Origin of the sequence: Bordetella sp. BOR01, from assembly GCF_019218885.1 — a bacterium.
In the GTDB taxonomy this organism is placed as follows: domain Bacteria; phylum Pseudomonadota; class Gammaproteobacteria; order Burkholderiales; family Burkholderiaceae_B; genus Bordetella_A.
The window spans coordinates 1,142,618-1,167,105 of the sequence record NZ_JAHUWT010000001.1 but is presented as its reverse complement, the minus strand read 5'-3'; the positions used below and the strand labels follow the sequence as shown (position 1 = coordinate 1,167,105).

Below are 24,488 nucleotides of genomic sequence, written 5' to 3'. Positions count from 1 at the left end.
GATCAGTTTTCCTGCGCGTAAGGGTTGCGCGATGATTTGAATTCGATGCGCAGCGGCGTACCGGCCAGCTTGAAGGCCTCGCGGAAGCGGGTTTCGAGGTAGCGGCGATAGGAATCGGGAATGGCATCGAGCGCATTGCCGTGGATGACGACCAGCGGCGGATTCTGCCCGCCCTGGTGCGCGTAGCGCATCTTGGGGCGGAAGATGCCCTTGCGCGGCGGCTGCTGCTGCTCGACGGCGGCCTGGAGTTCGCGCGTCAGCTTGGGAGTGGACAGCTTGGCGAAGGCAGCGGCATGCGCAGCCACCACCGACTTGAGCACCGGCTTGATGCCCTGGCCCTTCAGGGCCGAAATGGTATGGGTGGGCGCGAACGATAGAAAGCGCAGCTTGCGTTGGAACTCGCGTTCGATGCGCTCGCGCTGGTCGGTGTCCAGGCCGTCCCATTTGTTGATGGCCACGACCACGGCACGGCCGGTTTCAAGCACGAAGCCGGCGATATGGGCGTCTTGGTCAGAGACTTCGGTCTGGGCATCGAGCATCAGCAACACGACATTGCTGGCTTCGATGGCTTGCAGGGTCTTGATGACCGAGAACTTCTCGACTGCCTCGAATACCTTGCCGCGGCGGCGCAGGCCGGCCGTGTCGATCAGGGTGAACTTGCGGCCGTCGCGTTCGAAATCGATCTCGATGGCATCGCGGGTAGTGCCGGGCAGGTCGAACGCGATGACGCGCTCTTCGCCCATCAACGTGTTGATCATGGTGGACTTGCCCACGTTGGGGCGGCCGACAATCGCCAGCTTGATACGGTGGTCGGGCGGCAGGTCTGCGATGCCCTCGGCATCGGCGGCAGGTTCGGGTTCGGGCTCGACCAACCCCTGCAGCGCCAGTTCGATGAGATCGACGATACCGTCGCCATGGGCGGCGGAAATCGGATAGGGCGTGCCCAGGCCCAGCTCGTGGAATTCGGTGGTGGCGTTGCCCACGCCCATGCCTTCGGCCTTGTTGACGGCCAGCACCACGCGCTGTTGGCCCGACTTGCGCAGCAACTGGGCGATTTCATGATCGTGTGCGTTGATCCCGGCACGGGCATCGACCAGGAACACCACCACGTCGGCCTCGGCGATGGCCTGGCGGGTCTGGCGGGCCATTTCGCGCAGGATGCCGGTTTTGGCGACGGGCTCGAAGCCACCGGTATCGATGGCGATGAAGGGCGTATCGCCCACCCTGCCCTCGCCATAATGGCGGTCGCGCGTCAGGCCGGAGTAATCGGCAACCAGTGCCGCGCGCGAGCGCGTCAGACGGTTGAATAGGGTCGACTTGCCCACATTGGGGCGGCCAACCAGGGCGACGACGGGCTTGAAAGACACGGTAGGGCCGGAAGATTGAAGTTAGTTGGTGCCGATCAGCACAAGATTGCCGTTGCCGTTCTGCACCAGAACGCCCTGTGGCGTGGTCAGCAGGGGCGAGACAATGGCACCACCGCCCACCGACAGGCGCGCCAGCAGGCTGCCGTCGCTACGCGACAGGAAATGGACATAGCCGTCCAGGTCGCCCACGGCCACGGCGCTGCCCAGCATGGCCGGCGAGGTCAGTTGGCGATTCTTCAGGGCGGCCTGCTTCCAGACATTGGTGCCGCTGTCGAGCGCGAAAGCGTTGACCACGCCATGCTGGTCGGGTGCGTAGGCAAACTGGCCATCCAGCGCCATGCCGCTGGCGCTGGAGAAATCTTTGGCCCACAACGGGCGCCCGCCCTGCGTGACGTCGAAGCAGACGATACGGCCCTGGTAGGCTACCGCGCACAGCAGGCTGCCGGCGATACGCGGCGCGCCGACCACGTCGGTCAGGCGCTCGAGGTCGCTGGCCCCGCGCGGGTTGGCCACGGTGCCTTCCCACTGGACATTGCCACTGCCCACATTGACGGCCAGCAGCTTGCCGCCCGGCAAGCCGGTGATGACCAGGCCTTCGGCCATGACCATTTGCGCACTGCTGCGCAAGGCCAGCGCCGGCCCGGGGCGCTGCAGGCTCCAGAGACGTTCGCCGGTTTCGATGTTGAACGCCTGGATGCGGTAGTCGCCGCTGCGTACCACGACCGCGCCATAGCCCACTGCCGGGGGGATGGCGACATCGCTGGTGGCCTGCGCCTTCCACTTGACCTTGCCGGTGTCGTCGAAGGCGATGACTTCGCCCAGTGGCGACGCGACGACAGTAGTGGTGCCGTCGCTGCCGACGCCGGCCGACAGCTTGGTATCGGCCGAGGCTTTCCAGAGCGCGCGGCCGCTGGACATTTCGAGTTTGGCCACCGAACCGTCGGGCGTGGCGGCGTACACGGCATCGCCGACAACGGCCGGCATGAATCCGAACCCGGACCCGCTGCCGACCGAAGTGGACCACACCGCGCGCACCGACATGCCAGGTGCGTATTCGGTAAGGGGTGAGGGCTCGTAGCGGTCGTCGTTGCTGGAGAACATCGAGCAGCCAGCCAGGGCGAGCAGTCCTGCGGCCAGGGTGGCACCGCGCCAGGCGCGGCCAAAACGGAAGTTAAGCATACGGTCAGGCTCCGCTGAGGGCGTCCAGTTTCAATTGCACGGCTTGCCGCAGGGGGTCGGTGGCGCCAAGCCCGTCGAGTGCGGCCTGCCATGCCTTGCGGGCTTCTTCGGGCTTGCCCTGCGCGGCCAGGATGTCGCCGCGGCGATCGGCATACAGCGCGGCGAAAGCCGGCGGCGGATTGCCAAGCTGAGCCAGGGCGGCGTCGTACTGCTTCTGGTCGAGCAGCAGGCCGGCCAGGCGCACACGCGCCACAGGCTGCAGAGCCGTATGTTTGGACTGGGCAGCCAGCCATTCGAGCTGTTCGCGGGCACCTGCCGCATCGCCTTGCTGCTTGAGCGCATGGGCGGCAACCAGGGCGCCGCGCGCCGCGTAGCCGGTGGACGGATAGTCGCTGCGCAGGGTCGAGGCCGCGGCCTTGATGCGAACGGCGGAATCGGCCCCGCCGAGGCGGGCGGCGTCTTCGAGGGCCTCGAAGTAGCCCATGGCCTGGGTGGCGCGATGCGCCTGGTAGGCCTTCCAGCCCCACCAGCCACCCCAGGCCAGCGCCGCGATGGCCGCCAGGGTGACCACCAGCGTGCCGTAGCGCGTCCACCAGGCCTTGATTGCGTCGAGTTTTTCCTGTTCTTCGAGATCGTATGCCATGCTAACCCTTGGATTTCAAAACATCGGCCAGGCGGTCCAGCGCAACCTGCTGCTGGGCGGCTTCGCCGGCCACATCGGTACGCAGGAGCTTGACGCTGGCAGTGCCGGCGGCCACTTCATCGCTGCCAAGAATAACCGCAACGCGGGCTCCGCTGGCGTCGGCCCGCTTGAATTGCGATTTGAAACCGGACGACCCGGCATGCACGATGACCGACAAGCCGGCATCGCGCAGTTGTTCGCCAACGCGTGCGGCCAGGCGTTGCGCGGCTTCGCCCTGATGCACGACATAAACCTCGCATTCGGGCTCGGGCGTGAATGGCACGCTCTGTTCCCAGAGGTCGAGCAGGCGTTCCATGCCGATGGCGAAACCGACGGCGGGCGCGGCCTTGCCGCCCAGCAGCTCGACCAGGCCGTCGTAGCGGCCACCGCCGCAGACGGTACCCTGCGAACCCAGACGGTCGGTGACCCATTCGAAGACGGTCAGGTTGTAATAGTCGAGCCCGCGCACCAGGCGTGGGTTGAGCTGGTATTCGATACCCGCATCGGCCAGCAACTGGCATAAGCCATCGAAATGGGCGCGCGACTCATCGCCCAGGAAATCGAACAGGCGCGGCGCGCTGTCGGCCATGGCCTGCATGGCCGGATTCTTGGTGTCGAGCACCCGCAAAGGGTTGCTGTACATGCGCCGCTGGCCGTCTTCGTCGAGAATGTCGCGGTGACGCTCGAGGTGCTCGATGAGCGCTGCCCGGTGGGCGGCGCGCTCGGCCGGTTGTCCCAGCGAATTCAGTTCCAGGCGCACGTCGGCCAGGCCCAGCAGCTTCCACAGGCGCGCCAACATGACGATGAGTTCGGCATCGACATCCGGGCCGGCAAAGCCCAGGGCCTCGACGTCGATCTGGTGGAACTGGCGGTAGCGGCCGCGCTGCGGGCGTTCGTGGCGGAATACGGGGCCGATGCTGTAGACGCGCTGCGGCCGGTCGTACAACAGGTTGTGTTCGATGCTGGCGCGCACCACGCCGGCGGTCATTTCGGGCCGCATCGTGAGCGAATCGCCGTTGAGCGCATCGGTGAACGTGTACATCTCTTTCTCGACGATGTCGGTGACCTCGCCGATGCCGCGCGCAAACAGGCGCGTGTGCTCGAGCACGGGCGTGCGCGCGTTGCGATAGCCGTAGCCATGCAACCAGCCGCGCACGATTTCTTCGAAGCGTTCCCAACGCGCTCCGTCGCCAGGCAGTATGTCGTTCATGCCGCGTATGGCGGCAACTTTCTGGAAAGCTTGCGTCATCTTCATCATGCCGCGATGGCTCGCACCGCGGCGCGCCTGGCGGCTCAGCCCTTATTTTCAGTGAGTGGCCTGCGCGCCATAGCGACGCGCGACGTAGTCTTCGACTATGGTCTGGAATTCTTCGGCAATGCGGTCGCCCTTGAGGGTGACGGTGCGTTCGCCGTCGATGAACACCGGCGCCGCCGGCACTTCGCCCGTGCCCGGCAGGCTGATGCCGATATCGGCATGGCGGCTTTCGCCAGGCCCGTTGACTACGCATCCCATGACCGCGACGTTCATGCTTTCGACGCCGGGATAGTGCGCGCGCCACACCGGCATCTGGCGACGCAGGTACGACTGGATGCTGTCGGCAAGTTCCTGGAAGAACGTGCTGCTGGTGCGCCCGCACCCTGGGCAGGCCACGACCATGGGCGTGAACGCCCGCAGGTTCATGGTTTGCAGGATTTCCTGCGCCACGATGACTTCACGGGTACGGTCGCCGCCCGGTTCGGGGGTAAGCGAAATACGGATAGTGTCGCCAATGCCTTGCTGCAACAGCACTGCCAGCGCGGCCGTCGAGGCGACGATGCCCTTGCTGCCCATGCCGGCCTCGGTGAGGCCCAGGTGCAGCGGGTAGTCGCAACGCGAGGACAAGTCGCGATAGACGGCAATGAGGTCTTGCACGTGGCTGACCTTGCACGACAGGATGATGGCATCGCCGCGCAGGCCGAGTTCTTCGGCACGCTGCGCATTGCTGATGGCCGATACCACCAGCGCGTCGCGCATCACGGCCTGGGCTTCCCAGGGCTGGGCGCGGCGGCTGTTCTCGTCCATCTTGCGCGCCATGAGTTCGTGGTCGAGGCTGCCCCAGTTGACACCGATGCGCACCGGCTTGTCATGGCGGCAGGCCACTTCGATCATCTGGGCGAAGTTGTCGTCGCGGCGCTTGCCGCCCCCCATGTTGCCGGGGTTGATGCGGTACTTGGACAATGCCTGGGCGCAATCGGGAAACTGCGTCAGCAACTTGTGGCCGTTGTAGTGGAAATCGCCCACCAGCGGCACGGACACGCCCATGCGGTCGAGCTGTTCGCGGATGGCGATGACTTCGCGCGCGGCTTCGGGCGTATTGACGGTGATGCGCACCAATTCGGAGCCGGCCTGCGCCAGTTCCTTGACCTGGATGGCGGTGGCGATGGCGTCCGCGGTATCGGTGTTGGTCATGGATTGCACCACGACCGGCGCCGGGCCGCCGACGAGAACCTGGCGGTCGCCCCATTTCACGGCGACCGAACGCGTCAATCGACGCGGCGCCGCCCCGACTTCGGGTGGCGGAGCATCTTGGCAGGGCGGAGACAGCTCTTGCATGCGTGTACGGATTACGGATTCACCCGGGAAAACCAGGCCAGCCAGCCAGCGGGCAGCCAACCCTGCCAGACAGCATAGGCGGCCAGGACGACCAGCAGCGCCACGATGACCAGCAGCCAGCCCCAGGGTATGCTGCTGCGGTCGTCGTCGTGCGGATGCACCGGCACCGCCATGGTGCGTGCGACCCGATGGCTCGGGGCTGATGCGGGGGCAGCGGCGATCTGGGCTTCGAGCGAGGCGACGATGGCCGACGCATCGGCATCGAGCAGGCGCGCATAGCTGCGGATCAGGCCGCGCAGCGAGACGCCCGACGGCAGCTTGGCCCATTGTTCGTTCTCGAGCGCCTGGATCTGGCGCGACGAGAACTTGATGCGGCTGGAGACTTCTTCGAGCGACCATCCCCTGGCCACGCGCAGTGCCTGCAAGGCCTGGCCGACCGTGGAGGCCTGCGCCTGGGCCTGCACCGGGGATTCGGTTGCGGTAACAGCCGGGTCGAGCTCCTGGGTCATGCCTGCACCTGTGCAATGGGAATGGTACGGCCGGCGTTGCGCTGGGCGACCCGTGTGCGGTCGCGGACCTCGCCGGCCAATTGGCCGCAAGCGGCGTCGATGTCATCGCCGCGGGTCTTGCGTACGGTGGTGACGATGCCGGCGTCCATCAGCCGTTGCGCGAAGACCTTGACGCGCGCCGCCGGCGAACGCTTCAGGCCCGACGCCGGAAACGGATTGAAGGGAATCAGATTGAGCTTGCAGCGCACCTGGCGCGCCAACTGGATGAGCGCCTTGGCATGCTGGTCGGTATCGTTGACGCCGTCCAGCATGCAGTATTCGAAAGTGATGAAGTCGCGCGGCGCGCTGGCCAGGTAGCGTTCGCACGCGGCCAGCAGTTCGGCAAGCGGATACTTCTTGTTCAGCGGCACCAGTTCGTCGCGCAGCGCATCGGTAGGCGCATGCAGCGACACCGCCAGCGCCACCGGGCAGTCGCGCGCCAGGCGGTCCATGATGGGCACCACGCCCGAGGTGGACACGGTGACCCGGCGGCGGGACAGGCCATAGGCGTTATCGTCGAGCATCAGGCGCAGGGCCGGCAGCAGCTGGTCGTAATTGAGCAGCGGTTCGCCCATGCCCATCATGACGACGTTGCTGATGACGCGCGTGTCGCCGCTGGCCGCGCCGCCCAGCCGCGCGGTACCCGCGTCGGCTTCGAGCACGCGCTTGGCCCACCACAGCTGGCCGATGATCTCGCTGGCCTGCAGGTTGCGATTGAAACCCTGGTGGCCGGTGGAACAGAAGCGGCAATTGACCGCGCAGCCCGCCTGGCTGGATACGCACAGCGTGCCGCGGTCGTCTTCGGGAATGAAGACGGTTTCGATGGCATTGCCCTGCCCCACATCGAACAGCCATTTGCGCGTGCCGTCGGACGAGCGCTGTTCGGTGGTGACCGGCAGCGCCTGGATGCGGCAGTGCTGCGCCAGCTGGCCGCGAAAATCGCGGGCCAGGTCGGTCATGGAGTCGAACGAGTCGGCGCCGCGCTGGTGCATCCAGCGCTGCAACTGGCGAGCGCGAAACGGCTTGCCGCCCCATTGCCCGACCAGGTCGGACAGGGCGGCGCCATCCAGGCCCAGCAGGTTGACGGGTTCGGCGGTTTCCATGGCGTGTTTCAGGCGCAGACGACCCGGATCAACGGCTGTGGATGTTGATTTCGGGGAAGAAGAACGCGACTTCGACGGCGGCCGTCTCGGCGGCGTCGGAGCCGTGCACGGCGTTGGCGTCGATGCTGTCGGCGAAGTCGGCGCGGATGGTGCCCGGCGCGGCCTTCTTGGGATCGGTGGCGCCCATCAGGTCGCGGTTCTTCTGGATGGCGCCTTCGCCTTCGAGCACTTGCACGAACACGGGGCCCGACACCATGAAGTCGACCAGGTCTTTGAAGAAGGGGCGTTCTTTGTGGACGGCGTAGAAGCGCTCGGCGTCGGCACGCGACAATTGCTGCAAGCGCGCGGCGATGACCTTCAGGCCGGCGTTTTCGAAGCGGGCGACGACTTGGCCAATGACGTTCTTGGCGACGGCGTCGGGCTTGATGATCGAGAGAGTGCGTTCGACGGACATGGGAACTCCAAACTGGGTTTGACTGTTTTTCGGTTGAATCGGCGCACGTCGCCGCAACGGGCGAACCAACCGTAATGACAAACTTTTACGCCGGCCCGCCCCCGGGCGCTGCGTTCCGGGACTGGATTCGAGACTGGACCCTTACCGGAAGGTTCCGGCGACCGCCGTTTTCTTAATAAAAACAGGGACTTCTGAAAGGTTTACAGTAACCTGGCATTCTAACACGCCGTCAAGACCGCAATACATCTTAAAATTGCCGGTTTGCTTGGCCGCATATCGGCCTGCCCCCGTTTTTCTTGCCGGAATCCGTAATGACCGAAGCCGCAGCCCCGACATCCTCCGAAACCGACGCCGCCGACCTGCCCAAGAGCTTCGAGCCCACAGAGCTTGAAGCGCACTGGTATGCCGAATGGGAACGGCGCGGCTACTTCGCCGCAGGCCAGCACGTAAAAACGGGGACCGACCCCCAGCCGTATGCCATCCAGTTTCCGCCGCCCAATGTCACGGGCACGCTGCACATGGGACACGCGTTCAACCAGACCATCATGGACGGCCTGGTCCGCTACCACCGCATGCGCGGCGACGACACAGTCTTCGTGCCGGGCACCGATCATGCCGGCATCGCCACCCAGATCGTGGTCGAGCGCCGCCTGGACGCCGAGAAGATCTCGCGCCACGACCTGGGCCGCGAGAAGTTCATCGAGAAAGTCTGGGAATGGAAAGAGCAGTCGGGCAGCACCATCACCAGCCAGGTGCGGCGCCTGGGCGCCTCGGCCGACTGGCAACGCGAATACTTCACCATGGACGAGCGCATGTCGCGCGGCGTGGTGGAAACCTTCGTGCGCCTGTACCAGCAAGGCCTGATCTACCGCGGCAAGCGGCTGGTGAACTGGGATCCCAAGCTGCTGACCGCCGTGTCCGACCTGGAAGTGCAATCCGAGGAAACCGACGGCCACATGTGGCACATCTTGTACCCGTTCGTCGACGGCCCGCAAACCATCGTCGACAAAGACGGCCAGACGATCACGCTGCGGGGCATGACCATCGCCACGACGCGCCCCGAAACCATGCTGGCCGACGGCGCGCTGTGCGTGCATCCGGACGACCCCCGCTATCAGCACCTGATCGGCAAGATGGTCGAGCTGCCGCTGTGCGACCGCAACATCCCCATCATCGCCGACGACTTCGTCGACCCGGCATTCGGCACCGGCTGCGTGAAGATCACCGGCGCCCACGACTTCAACGACTACGCCTGCGCGCTGCGCCATGACCTGCCGCTGATCGTGATCTTCACGCTGGACGCGCACATCAATGAAAACGGCCCCAGGCAGTTCCAGGGCCTGGAACGCTACGAGGCCCGCAAGGCGGTGGTGGCCCAGCTAGAGGCCGAGCACTACCTGGTGAAGGTCGAGCCCCACAAGATGATGCAACCCAGGGGCGACCGCACCGGCGTGGCGCTCGAGCCCATGCTGACCGACCAGTGGTTCGTGGCCATGAGCAAGCCTGCGCCCGAGGGCACGCTGAATCCGGGCAAGAGCATCACCCAGGTTGCGCTGGACGTCGTGGCCGACGGCCGGATCAAGTTCTACCCCGAGAACTGGACCACCATCTATAACCAATGGCTGAACAACATCCAGGACTGGTGCATTTCGCGCCAGTTGTGGTGGGGCCACCAGATTCCGGCCTGGTACTCGGACGACGGCCAGGTGTTCGTGGCCCATTCCGAAGAGCAGGCGCTGGAACAGGCCCGTGCCGCCGGCGTCGCAGGCCCGCTCACGCGCGATCCCGATGTGCTGGACACCTGGTTCTCGTCCGCGCTGGTGCCCGTCACCACGCTGGGCTGGCCCGAAGACACGGCCGACCTGCGGCGCTACCTGCCGTCCAGCGTCCTGGTCACGGGCTTCGACATCATTTTCTTCTGGGTGGCGCGCATGGTCATGATGACCACCCACCTGACCGGCCAGATCCCGTTCAAGCATGTGTATATGCACGGCCTGATCCGTGACGCGGACGGCCAGAAAATGAGCAAGTCCAAGGGCAATACGCTGGATCCGATCGACCTGATCGACGGCATCGACCTGGACGGCCTGGTGGCCAAGCGCACCTATGGCCTGATGAACCCGAAACAGGCCGGCGCCATCGAGAAAGCCACGCGACGCCAGTATCCGGACGGCATCCCGGCGTTCGGCACCGATGCGCTGCGGTTCACCATGGCGGCCTACGCCACCCTGGGCCGCAACATCAACTTCGACCTGAAGCGCTGCGAAGGCTACCGCAACTTCTGCAACAAACTGTGGAACGCCACCCGCTATGTGCTGATGAACACCGAAGGCCACGACCTGGGCGGCGACCAGCCGGCCGAGCTGTCGTTCGCCGACCGCTGGATCGTCAGCCAACTGCAGGCGCTCGAGGCCGAGGTGGAACGCGGCTTTGCCGACTATCGCTTCGACAACGTCGCCAACGCCCTGTACCGCTATGTGTGGGATGAGTACTGCGACTGGTACGTGGAACTGGCCAAGGTGCAGATCCAGCAAGGCACCGCTGCCCGGCAACTGGGCACGCGCCGCACGCTGATCCGCGTGCTGGAAGCCGTGCTGCGGCTGGCGCACCCCATCATTCCCTTCATTACCGAAGCCCTGTGGCAGAAGGTATCGGTCGTGGCGGGCAAGCGCCAGGCCAGCGATACCGATAGCGTCAGCGTGCAGCCGTATCCGCGCAGCAATGCCGACGCGATCGACCTGGCCGCCGAAAGCGATGTCGCCGAATTGAAGGCCCAGGTCGAAGCCGTGCGCGCCCTGCGCGGCGAAATGGCCCTGTCGCCGGCGCAGCGGGTGCCGCTGGTGGCGCAGGGCGATGCCGCCACGCTGCAGCGCAACGGCCCTTACCTGGCGGCGCTGGCCAAGCTGAGCCAGGTGGACGTGGTGGACACCTTGCCCGACGCCGGAGCGCCGGTCCAGGTGGTGGGAGCCGCGCGCCTGATGCTGCACGTCGAGATCGACGTGGCGGCCGAGCGTATCCGCCTGGAAAAAGAAATTGCCCGCCTGGAAGGCGAAGCGGCCAAGGCCAACGGCAAGCTGGGCAATGCCAGCTTCGTCGAACGCGCGCCGGCCGTGGTGGTCGAGCAGGAAAAGGCCAGGCTGGCGCAGTTCAACGAAACCCTGGCCAAGGTGCGGGAACAGCACGCCAAGCTGGGCTGACGCCCAGCCTGCGATGCAATACCGCGTCAGAACGCGTACGTGATACCCAGCGCGCCGAACGCGCTGGTTTTGCGCTCGACAATCGGGCTGTCGCGCGCATCGCCCAGCAATGTGTTGACGCCCACGGTGGTGACCACGGCCCAGTTCTTGTCCAGGCTGTAGCGCCAATTGGCGAACAGCGCCGCCGACTTGAAGCCGGCCGAGGCCGAATACGGTTTCAAGCCGGCTTCGCTGCGTGCGGCCTGCGAGGTGGTAATGCCGAACCAGGTCTGCATGTCACTGTGGTTGGCCCATTCGGTGCTGGCGCCTACCGTGACGACATTGCGCCCGGTCTGCACCACGCGATAGCTGGCTCGCAGCTCCAACGTACCGCCATAGCCGCTGCGCATGGCCTGCCGGTAGGCTGCACCCAGCGAAAATCGGCCCGGATGCCATTCCATGTACGCACCATACACGCCATGGAAGTCGATATCGTCCAGGCCCTTGAGCCGGTCGGCATCATCGGCGTCGCGCCCCAGGCTCATGCCCAGGAACAGGCCGGCCGTCACATCCTGCGCCAGATCCCACTTCAGGCCCGTAGCCGGCAGGCCGGCGCGCGGCGAAATGAAGAAATGCCCGCTTTCGTAGTTGACCAGCGGCACCGGCAAGAAACGATAGTCTTTGGCGCCGTCGTATTCTGGCAAGAAGGCGGCCCCTATACCAATAAAATTCTCGGCCTGCGCGCCCTGCCCCGCCGCCGCGCCCAACAGGGCCAGCCCGGCGGCCCATCGCATTCCGCGTTTCATCGCAATTCCTTTTAATATCGGCGGACCGCGCCATGCGGCTCCTGCCATCGGCTTCGGATTGTGCCGGCAGGGTTTTAAATAGTTTTTAATGGCCGTGCCGCATACTGCGCGGCATCACTCCAACGGACGGAATCGCGTGCACATATTGCTGGTGGAAGATGACCCCATGCTGGGCGAAGCCATGCAAGCGGGCCTGACGCAAGGGCTCGACGCCACGGTCGACTGGGCGCGGGACACCGCCGAGGCCCGGCTGGCGCTGGCCGGGCCGGCGTACGCGGCAGTGCTGCTGGATGTCGGCCTGCCGGGCGAATCGGGGCTGTCCTTGCTGCGCGCCCTGCGGGCACGCTATGACGCCACGCCCGTGCTGCTGGTGACCGCCCGCGACCAGCTCAGCGACCGCATCGGCGGCCTCGATGCGGGCGCCGACGACTATATCGTCAAGCCATTCCAGCTGGACGAACTGCTGGCGCGGCTGCGGGCCGTACTGCGGCGCAGCCGCAATCGCGTTACCCCCTTGCTGATGTGCGGCGCCGTCACGCTGGATCCGGCCACGCGGCAGGTGCGGCGCGACGGCGCCGAAATCACGCTGAGCCAGCATGAATACCTGACGCTGCTGGCGCTGATGGAACGCCCTGGACGCACCGTGACGCGCGAGCAACTGGAAGACGCCGTCTACGGCGGGCATGGCACCATCGAAAGCAATACGGTCGCGGTGTACGTGCACCAGTTGCGGCGCAAGCTGGGCGAACACATCATCGCCACGGCGCACGGCTATGGCTACCGGATCGGCGAGGCCACAGATTGCCTTCCCTGAAACGCCGCCTTCTGTGGGGCCTGCTGCTGGCGCTGGTAGTCAACTGGGCGAGCTGGTTCACCTGGTTCGCCTATGAACAGGGGCGCACCCAGACCGGGGTCTGGGACCAAAAACTGCATGAAGTTGCCAACGTCGCGATGCGTTCATTGCCGCTTTCGCTGACCCAGGCGCAAGGCCCCATCGGCTTCGAGCCCGCCGATGGCAGCAATGAGCTGTTCGAAACCCAGATCAATTTCCAGATCTGGACACGCGACGGCAGCCGCCAACTGGCGCGCTCTCCGGGCGCGCCGGCCACGCCCTTGAGCGACCGCTTCGAAAACGGCTATGCCGACGTGACGGTCGACGGGCAACCCTGGCGCATGTATGCCGCCACCGATGTGGACAACCAGATCCAGATCCAGGTCGGCATCGCGCTGGCGGACCGACGTGCCGAGTTTCGCGCCTGGCTGTGGCAAGGCCTGAAAGCCTCGGCGCTGCTATTCCTGCTGCTGACCTTGACATTGCGGTTTGTCGTGAACCGGACCCTGGCACGCCTGGACGGGCTGCGTGCCGCCCTGCTGTCACGCGACCCGTTCGACCTGGCGCCGCTACCGCACGACGGCATGCCGGCCGAGCTGCAGCCCCTGATCGTATCGGTCAACCGCCTGCTGACCCGCCTGGGAACCGCCATGAATCGCGAGCGGCGCTTCATTGCCGACGCGGCACACGAGTTGCGCACGCCGCTGGCGGCACTGACCACCCATGCCGAACTGGCGCGTGCCGCCAGCGAGAACACGTCGCGCCAAGTTGCGCTGGACAGGCTGCTGGCAGTGGCGCGTCGCGCCACGCGGCTGTCCGAGCAACTGCTGGACCAGGCCCGCCTCGATGCCATCGAACAGCGGCCCGCCACCCCGGTGGATCTGGCTGCCCTGGTGTCCATGGGCGTGCGCGACTACGAGTCGGCCGCCCGCAACAAGCGCCAGCACATCATGCTGGACACGCAAGCGTGTACTGTGAACGGCGATATCGACGCCATCGGCATACTGGTCAGCAACCTGATGGACAACGCGGTGCGCTATACGCCGGAAGGCGGCCGCATCGAGGTGCACTGCGCCCCGCTGCCTGGCGGCGGCGCCGTGCTGAGCGTGGCCGACGACGGCCCGGGCGTCCCCCAGGCCGAATGGCCGCGGATCTTCGACCGCTTCTATCGTGCCAGTGGCAACAACCGCACGCGCGGCAGCGGTATCGGCCTGTCGCTGGTGGCGCAGATCGCCCGCCTGCATGGCGGCAAGGTGGAATGCGCCGCGGGCCTGGGCGGCCACGGCCTGTGCGTTACCGTCGTCATGGCCTGATCGCCGCTATACCCCCCCGTCATTCAGGCGGTACCAGCTCACCACCGCGTTGACGTAGACGCGGCGCAAAGGATATAGCGGGAAGCCCTTGATGGGCGTAAGCGGCACCGGCAGGGCATCGGGGCCATCGCCCGCCGTGTAGGCGGCCAGCGCGCGGCCCATGGCGGTTTGCAGCCCGACGCCGCGCCCCTGGCAGCCGATATCGATCAACAAGCCAGGTTCGGGTTCATGCAGGTGCGGCAGGTAATCGCGCGTGACGGCCACGCGGCCGCACCACCGATATTCGAACGGCATGCCCGCCGCCTGCGGGAACAGCTTGGTCAGCACGCGCTCGAGGTGGGCCCAGTCCTGCGGCCCCCTGGGCTCGCGGAACGGCCCGCGCCCACCCATCAGCAAGCGTCCCTGGTGATCCAGCCGGAAGTACAGCAACAAGTTGCGCGTGTCCGAACAAACTTGTCCTTGCGGTAGTATCGTGGCCTGCACCTCTTCGGGCAGCGGCTGGGTGGCGACCTGGAATGTATTGGCATCGATGATGGACTGCTGCAGGCCAGGCCACAGCCCCATGCCATAGGCATTCGTGCACATCACGACGCGTTGCGCCACCACCCGGCCGCCATGCGCGGTAGTGGCGACCCAGCGGCCGCCATCGCGCTGCAGGCCGGTCACCGGCGTGCCGGTATGGATGCGCACCCCGGCCGCCAGCGTGGCGCGGGCCAGGCCACGCACGTAGCTCAGCGGCTGGATGGCGCCCGCGCGTGGATCGAGCCACCCGCCCAGGTAGCGGTCGGTACCGGTCAGGGCGGTGACCTGGGCCCGGTCGAGGGGCCGCGCGGCCACACCCAGGCGCGCCCATTGCCCGGCGCGCCCGTGCGCCACGCGCAGCGCCTCTTCAGTATGGGCGCCCTGGATCCAGCCAGCCCGCGCCCGTGGCACGTCCATGCCGTGGCGCTCGATCAGGTCGAACACCGTGTCCGCGGTGCTGCCGGCAAAACGCAGCAGCCGTTCGCCGCAGTCGGCGCCGAACATGCGAATGAGATCATCCGGATCGTATTTCAACCCCGGGATCACTTGGCCGCCATTGCGCCCCGACCCACCGAAGCCGATCTCGCGGGCCTCCAGCAACAGCGTGTCGGTGCCGCGTTCGGCCAGGTGCAGCGCGGTGCTCAGCCCGGCGTAGCCGCCGCCGACGACCAGCACGTCGGCCTGGGCCGACCCTTGCAGCGCCGTGGTTTCCGGCGCCGGCGCGGCAGTGGCGGCCCACAGAGAATGCGACAGCGGATATGGCGCTTGCGCCATGATGGCTCCTTACATGGGATGCAGCACGCGATGCAGGAAATCCTGCGTGCGCGGATGTTGCGGTTGGTTCAGCACTTCGCGGGCGGCGCCCTGCTCTACCACCACGCCGCCATCGATGAACAGCACGCGGTCGGCGACTTCGCGCGCAAAGCTCATTTCATGAGTGACGACCACCATGGTCATGCCCGCCTCGGCCAGCTTGCGCATCACGCCCAGCACGTCGCCCACCAGCTCGGGGTCGAGCGCCGACGTGGGCTCGTCGAACAAGATGGCCTTGGGCTGCATGGCCAGGGCGCGGGCGATGGCCACGCGCTGCTGCTGGCCGCCCGAGAGCTGCGGCGGATGCGCGTCTTCCTTGTCGGCCAGCCCGACGCTGGCCAGCAGTGCGCGGCCTCGCTCGACCGCCTGGGCCCGCGGCTCTTTCTTGACGAACACCGGCCCCTCGATGACGTTTTCCAACGCGGTACGGTGCGGGAAGAGGTTGAAGCGCTGGAACACCATCGACACTTGCGTGCGGATCGACACGATGGAAGGCGCGTCGCCATCGACACGTTCGCCATCGATCGTGATGGTGCCGCTGTTGTAGCGTTCCAGTCCGTTGATACAGCGCAGGATGGTCGACTTGCCGGAACCCGACGGCCCGATCACGCACACGACCTCGCCCTTGCTGACTTCGGCATCGATGCCCTTCAGCACTTCGAGCTTGCCGAAGCTCTTGCGTACGTCTTTCAGCAGGATCATTTGGCCGCGCTCCTTTTTTCCAGATGCCGCACGAACAGGATGAGCGGCACGCACATCACCAGGTACATCAGCGCGACCAGGCTGAAGACCGTGGCATTCTTGAAAGTGGACACCGCGATCAGCTTGCCTTGCAGCGCCAGTTCGGCCACCGTGATGGTGGATGCCTGGGAAGAATCCTTCAGCATCATGATCATGATGTTGCCGTACGGCGGCAGCACGATCTTCACCGCCTGCGGCAGCACTACGCGGCGCATCGTCATGCTCCAGCTCATGCCCATGGCCATGGCGGCCTCGATCTGGCCGCGGTCGATAGCCTCGATACCGGCGCGAAAATTCTCGGCCTGGTAGGCGGAATAGGCGATGCCCAGGCCGATGATGGCCGCCTGGACGGCCGTCAGCGCAATGCCCATGTCGGGCATGACGAAATAGATGTAGAACAGCAGCACGATAATGGGAATACCGCGCAGCACATTGATCATGCCGGCACTGAACTTGGCCAGCCACTTGATGCCGGACACTCGCATCAGGGCCCACACCAGCCCCAGCAGCGTCGACAGCAGCAGCGACCCGAAGGTCACCAGGATTGTCAGCGTGGCGCCCTGCAACAGTATGGGCAGGAACTCGCGCGCGTCATTGAAGAACTCCATCATCGTTCGATCCGTCCTAGTCGGGTCCTTGGAAAGGGCCGGCGGCCGCGGCGGGCCGCCGGCTGGCGCCGGCGCCGGCGCTTACTCCGCCAGGTTCCACTTCTTCAGGATGCTGTCGATGGTGCCGTCCGACTTCAGTTTTCCCAAGGCCTTGTTGATCCGCGCCAGCAGCTCGGTGTCGTCCTGGCGCGTGGCAATGCCCAGGCTGCCGACCACGGTGGGCTCGTAGCTCTTGGCCATCTTCAGGTTGGGGTAGGCTCCCTTCGCGATGATGCTGGCCGCAATGGGATAGTCCATGAAGCCGCCCTGGATGCGGCCGGCGTTGGCATCGCGCATCATGTCCGGCGGGTTGTCGTACAGCTTGACCTCTTTGAACATGCCGCTTTTCTGTATGGGCTCGACGAATGCCGTGCCCACCTGCACGCCTACCGTCATGCCTTTCATGTCGGCGAACGACTTGTATTGCTTGTCGTCGTCCTTGGGCACCATGAAGCCTTCTCCATAGCGGTACACAGGCTCGGAGAAGCTGACCACCTTCTTGCGGGGCTCAGTGATGAACATGGCGGCCGAGATCAGGTCGATGCGCTTGGATGTCAGCGAACCGATCAGGGCCGAAAATGCCATGGGCTCGATCTGCACTTCAAAGCCTGCTTCCTTGCCCACGGCCTTGACGATGTCGACCATCACCCCTTCGATGCTGTTGGTCTTGGTGTCCAGGAACGTGAACGGGCTGCCGGTGGGCGTGGAGCCGACCTTCAGCACGGTTTGCGCCTGGGCGGCGCCGCCCAGGGCCAGCGTGGCGGCCAGGGCGGCCGCCATGATCTTCAGTTTCATGGATATTCCCCTACTGTTGTGGAAAGCGGAGCGCATCGCGCGCCCGTTCGTGCGCATGCTCCCTTTTGCCGGCGTTGCTGGCACGGGATGGCGCAATCTTATGGACTGGTCTCCTTGTGGTCGATACGGCTGATGGCCCAGATGACTTCAGTGATCTCCGACCCCGGGTTGCGCCAGCGCCGCGGCGTGCGGCTGGTGTAGCAAAAGCTGTCGCCCGCATGCAGCAGGAGGACACGGTCTTCGATCCAGAGTTCGAGCGTGCCCCGCAGTACCAGGCCGACTTGCTCGCCCATATTGGTGGAAAACAGATCGTCGCCGGTGGATCCGCCCGGCTCGATGCGCGCGCGGCACAAGTCCAGGCTGCGCCCCGCGGGCGGCGTGTACATTTCTTTGCGGATGCCCTTGTCGGCCAGGTCGACGCGGCGGTGCGAACCGGCGCGCGCCACGCGGCCGGCAGATTCGCTGTAGCCCTGCCCTGCCCCGCGCAGCAGCGAGTCGACCGACACTCCGAATTGATGGGCCAGCAGGCCCAGCACCTTTACCGACGGTGAGCTCAGGCCGCGCTCTACCTGGCTGAGCAGCCCTACCGAAATGCCGCAGGCCTTGGCCACCTGCACCAGGGGCAAATCATGCTGCTTGCGCAATTGGCGTAGCTGCTGGCCCAGCCAAAAGTCGATCACCGAAGCCGGCGACATTGCGCGCGCAGGGTCCGGTGAAGACTGCGCGCGGCGCGCGGCAGGTGGCTCGGAAAAAGCCAGGCTGGGCATATGAAAATTTCACGCAGACATAATTTTCAATGCTAGCAGCACGACGAGCCCGGACAAGGTGGGGACTTCCCCTAGGGCAGTGGCCTTTTGCGCCGGATACATACTTCAACTAGAATTTCAACCTTATCTATTCGCCACAGGCCCCGCCTACTTATGGTGATCATGTGAGTGGCCGGACAGAACGACGCGGCGAAACCGTAGACTTGGCCGTACAAAAGATCCGTGATTGCATTCTTTACGGTCGTTTCGCGCTAGGCCAAAGGCTGATCGCGCGCGAATTGATGACGGAGCTGGGCGTGGGACGCAGCACGCTGCGCGAAGCGTTCGGCAAGTTGGCCGCCGACGGCTTGCTGGAACTTACGCCCAACAGGGGCGCAGCGGTGCGGCGCATGTCCCGGGCAGAGATGCGCCAGTTGTTCCAGATCCGGGAATCGCTCGAAGGGCTGGCCGCGCAACTTGCGGCCGAGCAGATCGACAAGGATGACCATCGCCAGTTGATGGAAGCCGCGCTACGCGATGTACAACGCGGCCCTGCCGCATCGAACAAAGAATTCATGCTGCACAATCAGATGGTCCACAACACCATCCTGAAGATAGGCGGCAACGATCAATTGGTGCAACTGCTGGGCCGCATCCATCTTCCGCTGGTCATGGCGCAGGTCAACCAATCCCTGGGCGCCGCGCAGATTGCGCAAAGCACCGCAGAACACGCCGAGATTGTCCATGCCATACTTGCCGGCTCGCCGGCAAAGGCGGACGCCGCCATGCGCAGGCATTTGCGGCGTTCGGGTACCTGGACGCTGGGACTGCCCGACGACGTGTTCAAGCCATCCTGAGGCCTGGCTGCCTGCAGCAGCCAGCTTTCCGCAGCAGTGGTTGTTGCCGGCGTTTATTCCATGCGTATGCCGGCCGACTTGACGATCGCGCCCCACCGGTCGTATTCGGACAAGGTATAGGCCGACAGCGCCTGGGAATCCATATACACGGCCTGCGCCCCCAGCGTATCCGCCTTTGTCTTGAATTCACTCGTCGCCACGACTTCACCAATCGCCTTGCTCAACTTGTCGACCACATCGGGCGGTGTGCCGGCGGGCGCGTACACGGCCAGCCAGGAAGAGGCCTGCAGGTCAGGCATTCCCGCCTGAGCCACGGTGGGGACGTCGGGCAGGCTTGGCAACCGCTCCTGGCTGGTGACGGCCAGTGCGCGCAGCTTGCCCTGCTGCAGGTACCCCAGCAACGGCGGTGGCGTGGTAATGGTGAAATCCACCGCGCCGCTCAACAAGTCAGTGAGCGCCACCCCCGTTCCCTTGTACGGAATGTGGATGAATTTCGTGCCGGCCATCTGATTCAGCAGCTCGGCGCCCACGTGCTGCATGGACCCAATGCCCGACGAGGCGTAGTTCAGCTTTCCCGGATGCTTGCGATCGTATTCCACCAACTCCTTCAGACTGTGTATGGGCAGGTCGGCATTGACGACCACCACCTGGGGAGCGAGCATCACATGCGCAACGGCCTGGAAGTCTTTCTTGGGGTCCCACGGCGTATTGGGCGTAATTTGCGGCGTGATGACGTGGAATGACGAGTTCTGGAATAACAGGGTGTACCCGTCGGCCGGACTGCGCGCGACGGCTTGGGTCGCGATAGACCCCGATGCGCCCGGCCGGTTTTCAACGATTACCGGCTGGCCCAGCCGTTGTCCCAGCGGATCGGCCAGCAGGCGGGCAGCGATATCGGTGGTTCCGCCAGGCGAGGCGGGAACCAACAGCCTGATCGGCTGCTGCGGATACTGTGCCTGTGCCGGCAGCACCAGGGCCAATGCCAAGGCAGACGCAGAGGCGCTGACGGCACAGGTTGTGCGCAGCGCCCGTCGCAGGGCCCGGGTAAGGACATTCCACATGAGTTGTCTCCTGTTTATATTGAATGACGCAGGCTAATTCGCCAACGTTCTGGGATCGGTGATGAAGCCGGTCAAGGCACTGGCCGCTACGGTTGCCGGCGAACCCAGGTACACCGAGGCATCGCGGTGCCCCATGCGTCCCAGGAAATTTCGGCTGGATGACGAAATACACACTTCTTCTTCGGCCAGCACGCCCTGGTGCATGCCTGCGCAGGCGCCGCAGCCAGGAGTGGTCACTGTCGCGCCGGCATTGATCAATGCCTCGATATGCCCTGCCCCCATCGCCTTCATGTAGACCTTGCGCGACGCGGGCGTGATCAACATGCGCACGCCTGGCGCGATGCGCTTGCCGCGCAGAATATTGGCGGCGATCTCGAAGTCTTCCAGGCGGCCGTTGGTGCAAGTGCCCAGGAATGCCTGGTTGATGCGTACTTGCGTGAAGTTTTCCACTGGGTGGACGTTATCTACGCGATTGGGCGCGGCCAGCAAGGGCTGCAAGGTAGAAAGATCGATGTGATGATGCGCGGCATAACGTGCGTCGGCGTCGGGCTGCGGCATTGCGCCGATTTCCACACCCAGGTCGTCGAAGTGCGCCTGGGTGACGGCATCGCCTGGAACGACGGCGAACTTCGCCCCCATTTCTATGCCCATATTGCACAAGGTCATGCGCTCGGGAATGCTCATCGCGGCCACAGCTACTCCGTGGTATTCGATCGACGAGTAGATCGCCCCCCGCGCGGAAATTTTCTGCAGGATGGCAAGCACGATGTCCTTGGCCGACGTACTGGGCTGCAGGCGCCCGGTCAATTCGATCTTGATGCTTTCAGGCACCCGGAACCAGAGCTTGCCCCTGGACCAAAGATAGGCCATTTCAGCGCCGCCGATGCCACAGCCCACGGCCCCCACGGCGCCGATTGTGATGGTATGGGAATCCATGTTGGTAACCATCTGGCCAGGATGCACCATGCCGCTTTCTACCGCGATCTGGTGCGAAATTCCTTCGCCTACGTCGAACAGGCGTTCGCGCGGAAGGCCAAAGCGATCGAACAACTGGCGTCCCACGCGTTGCACATGGGCATGCAGCGGGGTATCGGCCGGCGCATAGTGATCGTAGAACAATGCGATGCGGTCTGGATTGGCCAGTTTTTCCACACCATAGCGCTTGAAATTCTGGTCGATCAGGCCAATGCCGTCATCCAGCGCAAAGGTCCAGTCGGGCCCGATCTCAACCATTTCTCCGGCGCGAACCGCGCGGCCGGCCAGGCGGCCCATGATCTTTTCCGCAAGCGTATAGCTCATTGCAGCACCTTGATGTCAGCTTTGTTTGTCTTGGCGGCCCAGAGCCCGCCCGCGACCAGTATCGATAGGACTTCCGAAGGTAACGGCGTGAACGCGACTTCGCCCTTGGGCACATAGGCCTTGCCCGCCTGCAGGTCGGCTTCTATCGCTTCGCCGTCTTTCATGCATTCGACCAGTTCCGGGCTGATCACGACGGCCAAGCCATTGTTGACGGCGTTGCGGAAAAAAATCCGGGAAAACGACTTGGCCACGACCAGGCGGATACCCGCGCCCAGCATGGACGTGACCGCATGCTCGCGTGAAGAGCCGCAGCCGAAATTCCAGCCGCCGATCACCACGCCGCCCGCGACGATACGCTGGCGCAACTCGGCATCCAGCGGCTCGAATAAATGCTTGGCCTGGTCTTCGGGGCGCAGGACTGCAAGGTAGCGCCCCGGGAAGATGGTGTCGGTATCGATGTCGTCACCCAACAGCGTCGCACAGCCCTTAACGCGCATGGATTTCTCCTTGTGAGGGTTGGGGGCTTTCGGCGTACAGGCGTTCGAAGGCCCACACATCGGGAAAACCCATGAGTTCATGGAAAGCGGGAAAGTCATACAGGCCGACCGGAATCGGCTGCTGCGCCACGACCGCCGCGTAGGCTTCGGCCAGGGCATGGCCAACGGCCAGAAATCCAATCGATGGATAGATCGCCACCTGAAAACCGTGGGCCGTCAGTTCATCCTGAGACAGGAGCGGCGTCTTGCCACCGTGCACCATATTGGCCAGCAGCGGCACGTCGAAGCTGCGGCCGATGATTTGCAGTTCTTCCCTGGATTCCGGGCTTTCGATGAAAAGTATGTCGGCCCCGGCGCGCACATAAGCCTCGCCACGGCGCAATGCCTCATCCAACCCCAGCCCCGAGCGCGCATCGGTGCGCGCCACGATCAGGAAGTCGTCGCGGCTGCGTGCATCCGATGCGACACGGATCTTCTGAACCATCTCTGCCGTCGGCACCACCTGCCGCTGCGGCGTGTGCCCGCACTTCTTGGGAAACTGCTGATCCTCGATCTGGATGGCCGCGACACCCGCTTTCTCGTAGCCCCGCACGGTATGACGGACATTGAGCAAACCGCCGTATCCCGTATCGGCATCGGCGATAACGGGCTTGGACACGCCCTCGCAGATGGTCTGTATGCGTTCCAGCATCTGGCTGTAGGTGGCCAGGCCGGCGTCGGGCAGACCGAGATGAGACGCCACGGTGCCATAACCGGTCACATAGAGCGCCGGGGCGGATGTTCGATCCGCGAGCTTCGCGGAAATCATGTCGAATACGCCTGGCGCACCGATAAATTCGCCTTGCGCAAGACGAGCCTTGAGCGTCGTCATTCATGCCTCCTTTTTTAATGTCTGCAAAAAGTGTATGACACTTTTTGCAGACATGCAAAGACGCATGTACTCATCCATTCAAATTTTCAGGTGATGGAATGCGGCAACCGCAGCAAGCGGCATGGGCCGCTCGACGGTATTGCGCCGATCGGGACACCGACTTCAGCCAGGGTTCAGGGCTTGGGGCTGGAAGGAGAAGCGGGCGCCAGCGTGGCCAGATAGCGCTCGTCGGCCGGTGTCAGCCAGCCCTGCGCGCGGGCGCGCTCGAGCAGGTCGGGGCGACGCGCGGCCGTCAGGCGCAACGATTGCTCGCGCCGCCAGCGGGCGATGTTGGCATGGTGGCCGCTGAGCAGTTCGGGCGGCACCGCCTGGTCCGCATGGACTTCGGGGCGGGTGTAATGAGGACTGTCGAGCAGGCCCGACAGCGTATCGTTGAACGAATCCTGCAGCGCGGAATCGCCATCGTTCAAGGCGCCCGGCAGCAGCCGGACGGCGGCGTCGATGACGGCAAGCGCGGCAATTTCACCGCCGGACAGGACAAAATCGCCAAGCGAGACTTCGTCGGTGACACAGCGGTCGATGAAGCGCTGGTCTATCCCTTCATAGCGGCCGCAAATCAGGACAGCCCCCGAACTACCAGCCAGCGACTGGGCAGCTTGCTGGTCGTAGCGACGACCGGTGGGCGACAGCAGCATGACCGGTGCGGGTTGCAGGGCTTGCGTCGCGCGGGCTGCCTGGGCAGCCGCCACGGCCGCTTCCAGCGGCGCGGCCATCATTACCATGCCCGGCCCGCCGCCATAGGGGCGGTCGTCCACGGTGCGATGCACGTCGTGGGTGTAGTCGCGCGGATTCCAGGCATGCAGGGCCCACAAGCCCTGCGCATGCGCGCGGCCGGTAATACCCAGGTCGCGCACGGTTCCGAACATGTCCGGAAAAAGCGTGACGACGTCGAAGCGCATCAGAATTCCGTCGGCCAGTTGCTATCGATACGGCGGGCGGACAGGTCGACCGCCAGGATATGGGCGCCGACAAAGGGAACCAGCATCACCAGCGGACGGCCCTTGGCATCGCGCCGCGGTTCGGGCTGGCCGCCAGGCACGGGCGCGCGCTGCAGCACTACCCGCAGGATGGCATGCGCGCCGTTGTCGACGACTTCTTCGACCACGCCCACGCGGGCTGGCTCGCCTTCGGCGTCGGTATAGAACGCGCAGCCGATGAGATCGACCCAATAGTATTCATCGTCGGCGGGGGCCGGGAACTGGCTGCGTGAAACCTGCACCGCGCAGCCACGCAAGGCCTCGGCCTGGTCGCGGTCGGTGATGCCGGCCAGTTGTGCCACGATGGTGGCACCCTGCGGCCGGGCTTGCACGATCTTGTATTCGTGCGGCGCAGACGCGACAACGCCCCGCGCCGATTCAGGAGCGAGGCGAGTCAGCCACCACGAAGAAGCCCGGCGCAGTACATCGGCCTGGGCCGAATGCGGTTGCACCTTGATCCAGCCCTTGACGCCATAGGCCCCACTGATGCGGCCCAGTTCGACCAGGTCGTCGGGCGCCGCAACGCGGTTTGCGGCGTCAGACATAGGA

24 protein-coding genes are annotated in these 24,488 nt (G+C 64.9%); 4 read left to right on the top strand and 20 right to left on the bottom strand.

What is annotated here, in order from left to right; all coding sequences use genetic code 11:
* Window positions 1–2: 2 nt before the first annotated feature.
* Genes der through ndk form a run of 8 tightly spaced genes read right to left on the bottom strand, consistent with a single transcriptional unit; the run spans window position 3 to window position 7,926 of the window.
* Entirely contained in the window at window positions 3–1,367 is a 1,365-nt protein-coding gene (der, locus tag KW845_RS05520) for a ribosome biogenesis GTPase Der (protein ID WP_218368144.1), read from the bottom strand.
* A gap of 21 nt (window positions 1,368–1,388) precedes the next feature.
* The gene (bamB, locus tag KW845_RS05515; protein WP_218368143.1) at window positions 1,389–2,546 is read right to left on the bottom strand and encodes an outer membrane protein assembly factor BamB; all 1,158 of its coding nucleotides are present in this window, start codon (window positions 2,544–2,546) and stop codon (window positions 1,389–1,391) included.
* Window positions 2,547–2,550: 4 nt separating this feature from the next.
* On the bottom strand, window positions 2,551–3,189 hold the full coding sequence (locus KW845_RS05510) for a tetratricopeptide repeat protein (RefSeq protein WP_218368142.1): 639 nt from the start codon (window positions 3,187–3,189) through the stop codon (window positions 2,551–2,553).
* Window position 3,190: 1 nt separating this feature from the next.
* Complete coding sequence (hisS, locus tag KW845_RS05505; RefSeq protein ID WP_218368141.1) at window positions 3,191–4,477, bottom strand: histidine--tRNA ligase; 1,287 nt, start codon at window positions 4,475–4,477, stop codon at window positions 3,191–3,193.
* A 57-nt stretch (window positions 4,478–4,534) separates the two neighbouring features.
* The gene (gene ispG / locus KW845_RS05500; protein WP_218368140.1) at window positions 4,535–5,821 is read right to left on the bottom strand and encodes a flavodoxin-dependent (E)-4-hydroxy-3-methylbut-2-enyl-diphosphate synthase; all 1,287 of its coding nucleotides are present in this window, start codon (window positions 5,819–5,821) and stop codon (window positions 4,535–4,537) included.
* Window positions 5,822–5,832: 11 nt separating this feature from the next.
* Window positions 5,833–6,330 (bottom strand): RodZ family helix-turn-helix domain-containing protein, encoded by a 498-nt coding sequence (locus KW845_RS05495; protein WP_218368139.1) that lies wholly within the window; start codon window positions 6,328–6,330, stop codon window positions 5,833–5,835.
* Window positions 6,327–7,472 carry a 23S rRNA (adenine(2503)-C(2))-methyltransferase RlmN gene (rlmN, locus tag KW845_RS05490; RefSeq protein ID WP_218368138.1) on the bottom strand — a complete coding sequence of 382 codons (1,146 nt, stop codon included), beginning with the start codon at window positions 7,470–7,472 and terminating at the stop codon, window positions 6,327–6,329. Before rlmN ends, KW845_RS05495 begins: the two co-directional genes overlap by 4 nt.
* Before the next feature lie 28 nt (window positions 7,473–7,500).
* Complete coding sequence (gene ndk / locus KW845_RS05485) at window positions 7,501–7,926, bottom strand: nucleoside-diphosphate kinase (RefSeq protein ID WP_218368137.1); 426 nt, start codon at window positions 7,924–7,926, stop codon at window positions 7,501–7,503.
* Window positions 7,927–8,237: 311 nt separating this feature from the next.
* On the opposite strand from ndk, the gene KW845_RS05480 reads away from it, so the two are divergent.
* Complete coding sequence (locus KW845_RS05480; protein ID WP_218368136.1) at window positions 8,238–11,123, top strand: valine--tRNA ligase; 2,886 nt, start codon at window positions 8,238–8,240, stop codon at window positions 11,121–11,123.
* Window positions 11,124–11,149: 26 nt separating this feature from the next.
* On the opposite strand, the gene KW845_RS05475 is transcribed toward KW845_RS05480, so the two are convergent.
* Window positions 11,150–11,908, bottom strand: coding sequence for a MipA/OmpV family protein (locus KW845_RS05475; protein ID WP_218368135.1), 759 nt, complete (start codon window positions 11,906–11,908; stop codon window positions 11,150–11,152).
* Window positions 11,909–12,044: 136 nt separating this feature from the next.
* Here KW845_RS05475 and KW845_RS05470 point away from each other — a divergent pair, with 136 nt between their 5' ends.
* Both KW845_RS05470 and KW845_RS05465 read left to right on the top strand, forming a co-directional pair.
* Entirely contained in the window at window positions 12,045–12,722 is a 678-nt protein-coding gene (locus tag KW845_RS05470; RefSeq protein ID WP_218368134.1) for a response regulator transcription factor, read from the top strand.
* Window positions 12,710–14,053 carry an ATP-binding protein gene (locus KW845_RS05465; RefSeq protein WP_218368133.1) on the top strand — a complete coding sequence of 448 codons (1,344 nt, stop codon included), beginning with the start codon at window positions 12,710–12,712 and terminating at the stop codon, window positions 14,051–14,053. Before KW845_RS05470 ends, KW845_RS05465 begins: the two co-directional genes overlap by 13 nt.
* Window positions 14,054–14,059: 6 nt before the next feature.
* On the opposite strand, the gene KW845_RS05460 is transcribed toward KW845_RS05465, so the two are convergent.
* The 5 genes from KW845_RS05460 to KW845_RS05440 form a co-directional block, all read right to left on the bottom strand.
* Window positions 14,060–15,349, bottom strand: coding sequence for an FAD-binding oxidoreductase (locus tag KW845_RS05460; RefSeq protein ID WP_218368132.1), 1,290 nt, complete (start codon window positions 15,347–15,349; stop codon window positions 14,060–14,062).
* A 9-nt stretch (window positions 15,350–15,358) separates the two neighbouring features.
* Window positions 15,359–16,090: an amino acid ABC transporter ATP-binding protein gene (locus tag KW845_RS05455; RefSeq protein WP_218368131.1), complete on the bottom strand. Its 732-nt coding sequence runs from the start codon at window positions 16,088–16,090 to the stop codon at window positions 15,359–15,361.
* Window positions 16,087–16,740 carry an amino acid ABC transporter permease gene (locus tag KW845_RS05450; protein ID WP_218368130.1) on the bottom strand — a complete coding sequence of 218 codons (654 nt, stop codon included), beginning with the start codon at window positions 16,738–16,740 and terminating at the stop codon, window positions 16,087–16,089. Before KW845_RS05450 ends, KW845_RS05455 begins: the two co-directional genes overlap by 4 nt.
* A 78-nt stretch (window positions 16,741–16,818) precedes the next feature.
* Complete coding sequence (locus KW845_RS05445; protein ID WP_218368129.1) at window positions 16,819–17,571, bottom strand: ABC transporter substrate-binding protein; 753 nt, start codon at window positions 17,569–17,571, stop codon at window positions 16,819–16,821.
* Between the two features lie 98 nt (window positions 17,572–17,669).
* Window positions 17,670–18,338: an XRE family transcriptional regulator gene (locus KW845_RS05440; RefSeq protein ID WP_218368128.1), complete on the bottom strand. Its 669-nt coding sequence runs from the start codon at window positions 18,336–18,338 to the stop codon at window positions 17,670–17,672.
* A 164-nt stretch (window positions 18,339–18,502) separates the two neighbouring features.
* On the opposite strand from KW845_RS05440, the gene KW845_RS05435 reads away from it, so the two are divergent.
* Window positions 18,503–19,174 (top strand): GntR family transcriptional regulator, encoded by a 672-nt coding sequence (locus KW845_RS05435; protein WP_370628180.1) that lies wholly within the window; start codon window positions 18,503–18,505, stop codon window positions 19,172–19,174.
* Window positions 19,175–19,227: 53 nt separating this feature from the next.
* On the opposite strand, the gene KW845_RS05430 is transcribed toward KW845_RS05435, so the two are convergent.
* From KW845_RS05430 to rimM, 6 genes are all read right to left on the bottom strand, one after another.
* Window positions 19,228–20,235, bottom strand: a complete 1,008-nt coding sequence (locus KW845_RS05430) for a tripartite tricarboxylate transporter substrate binding protein (protein ID WP_218368126.1) — start codon at window positions 20,233–20,235, stop codon at window positions 19,228–19,230.
* Between the two features lie 33 nt (window positions 20,236–20,268).
* Window positions 20,269–21,534, bottom strand: coding sequence for an aconitase/3-isopropylmalate dehydratase large subunit family protein (locus KW845_RS05425; protein ID WP_218368125.1), 1,266 nt, complete (start codon window positions 21,532–21,534; stop codon window positions 20,269–20,271).
* Window positions 21,531–22,031 carry an alpha-IPM isomerase gene (locus tag KW845_RS05420; RefSeq protein WP_218368124.1) on the bottom strand — a complete coding sequence of 167 codons (501 nt, stop codon included), beginning with the start codon at window positions 22,029–22,031 and terminating at the stop codon, window positions 21,531–21,533. The genes KW845_RS05425 and KW845_RS05420 overlap by 4 nt, the downstream gene beginning before the upstream one ends.
* A complete protein-coding gene (locus tag KW845_RS05415) occupies window positions 22,021–22,902 on the bottom strand; it encodes an oxaloacetate decarboxylase (RefSeq protein WP_218368123.1) in 882 nt (293 codons plus the stop codon). Before KW845_RS05415 ends, KW845_RS05420 begins: the two co-directional genes overlap by 11 nt.
* 173 nt (window positions 22,903–23,075) lie before the next feature.
* The gene (gene trmD / locus KW845_RS05410) at window positions 23,076–23,861 is read right to left on the bottom strand and encodes a tRNA (guanosine(37)-N1)-methyltransferase TrmD (RefSeq protein WP_218368122.1); all 786 of its coding nucleotides are present in this window, start codon (window positions 23,859–23,861) and stop codon (window positions 23,076–23,078) included.
* Window positions 23,861–24,484 (bottom strand): ribosome maturation factor RimM, encoded by a 624-nt coding sequence (rimM, locus tag KW845_RS05405; protein WP_218368121.1) that lies wholly within the window; start codon window positions 24,482–24,484, stop codon window positions 23,861–23,863. The genes trmD and rimM overlap by 1 nt, the downstream gene beginning before the upstream one ends.
* Window positions 24,485–24,488 lie beyond the last annotated feature (4 nt).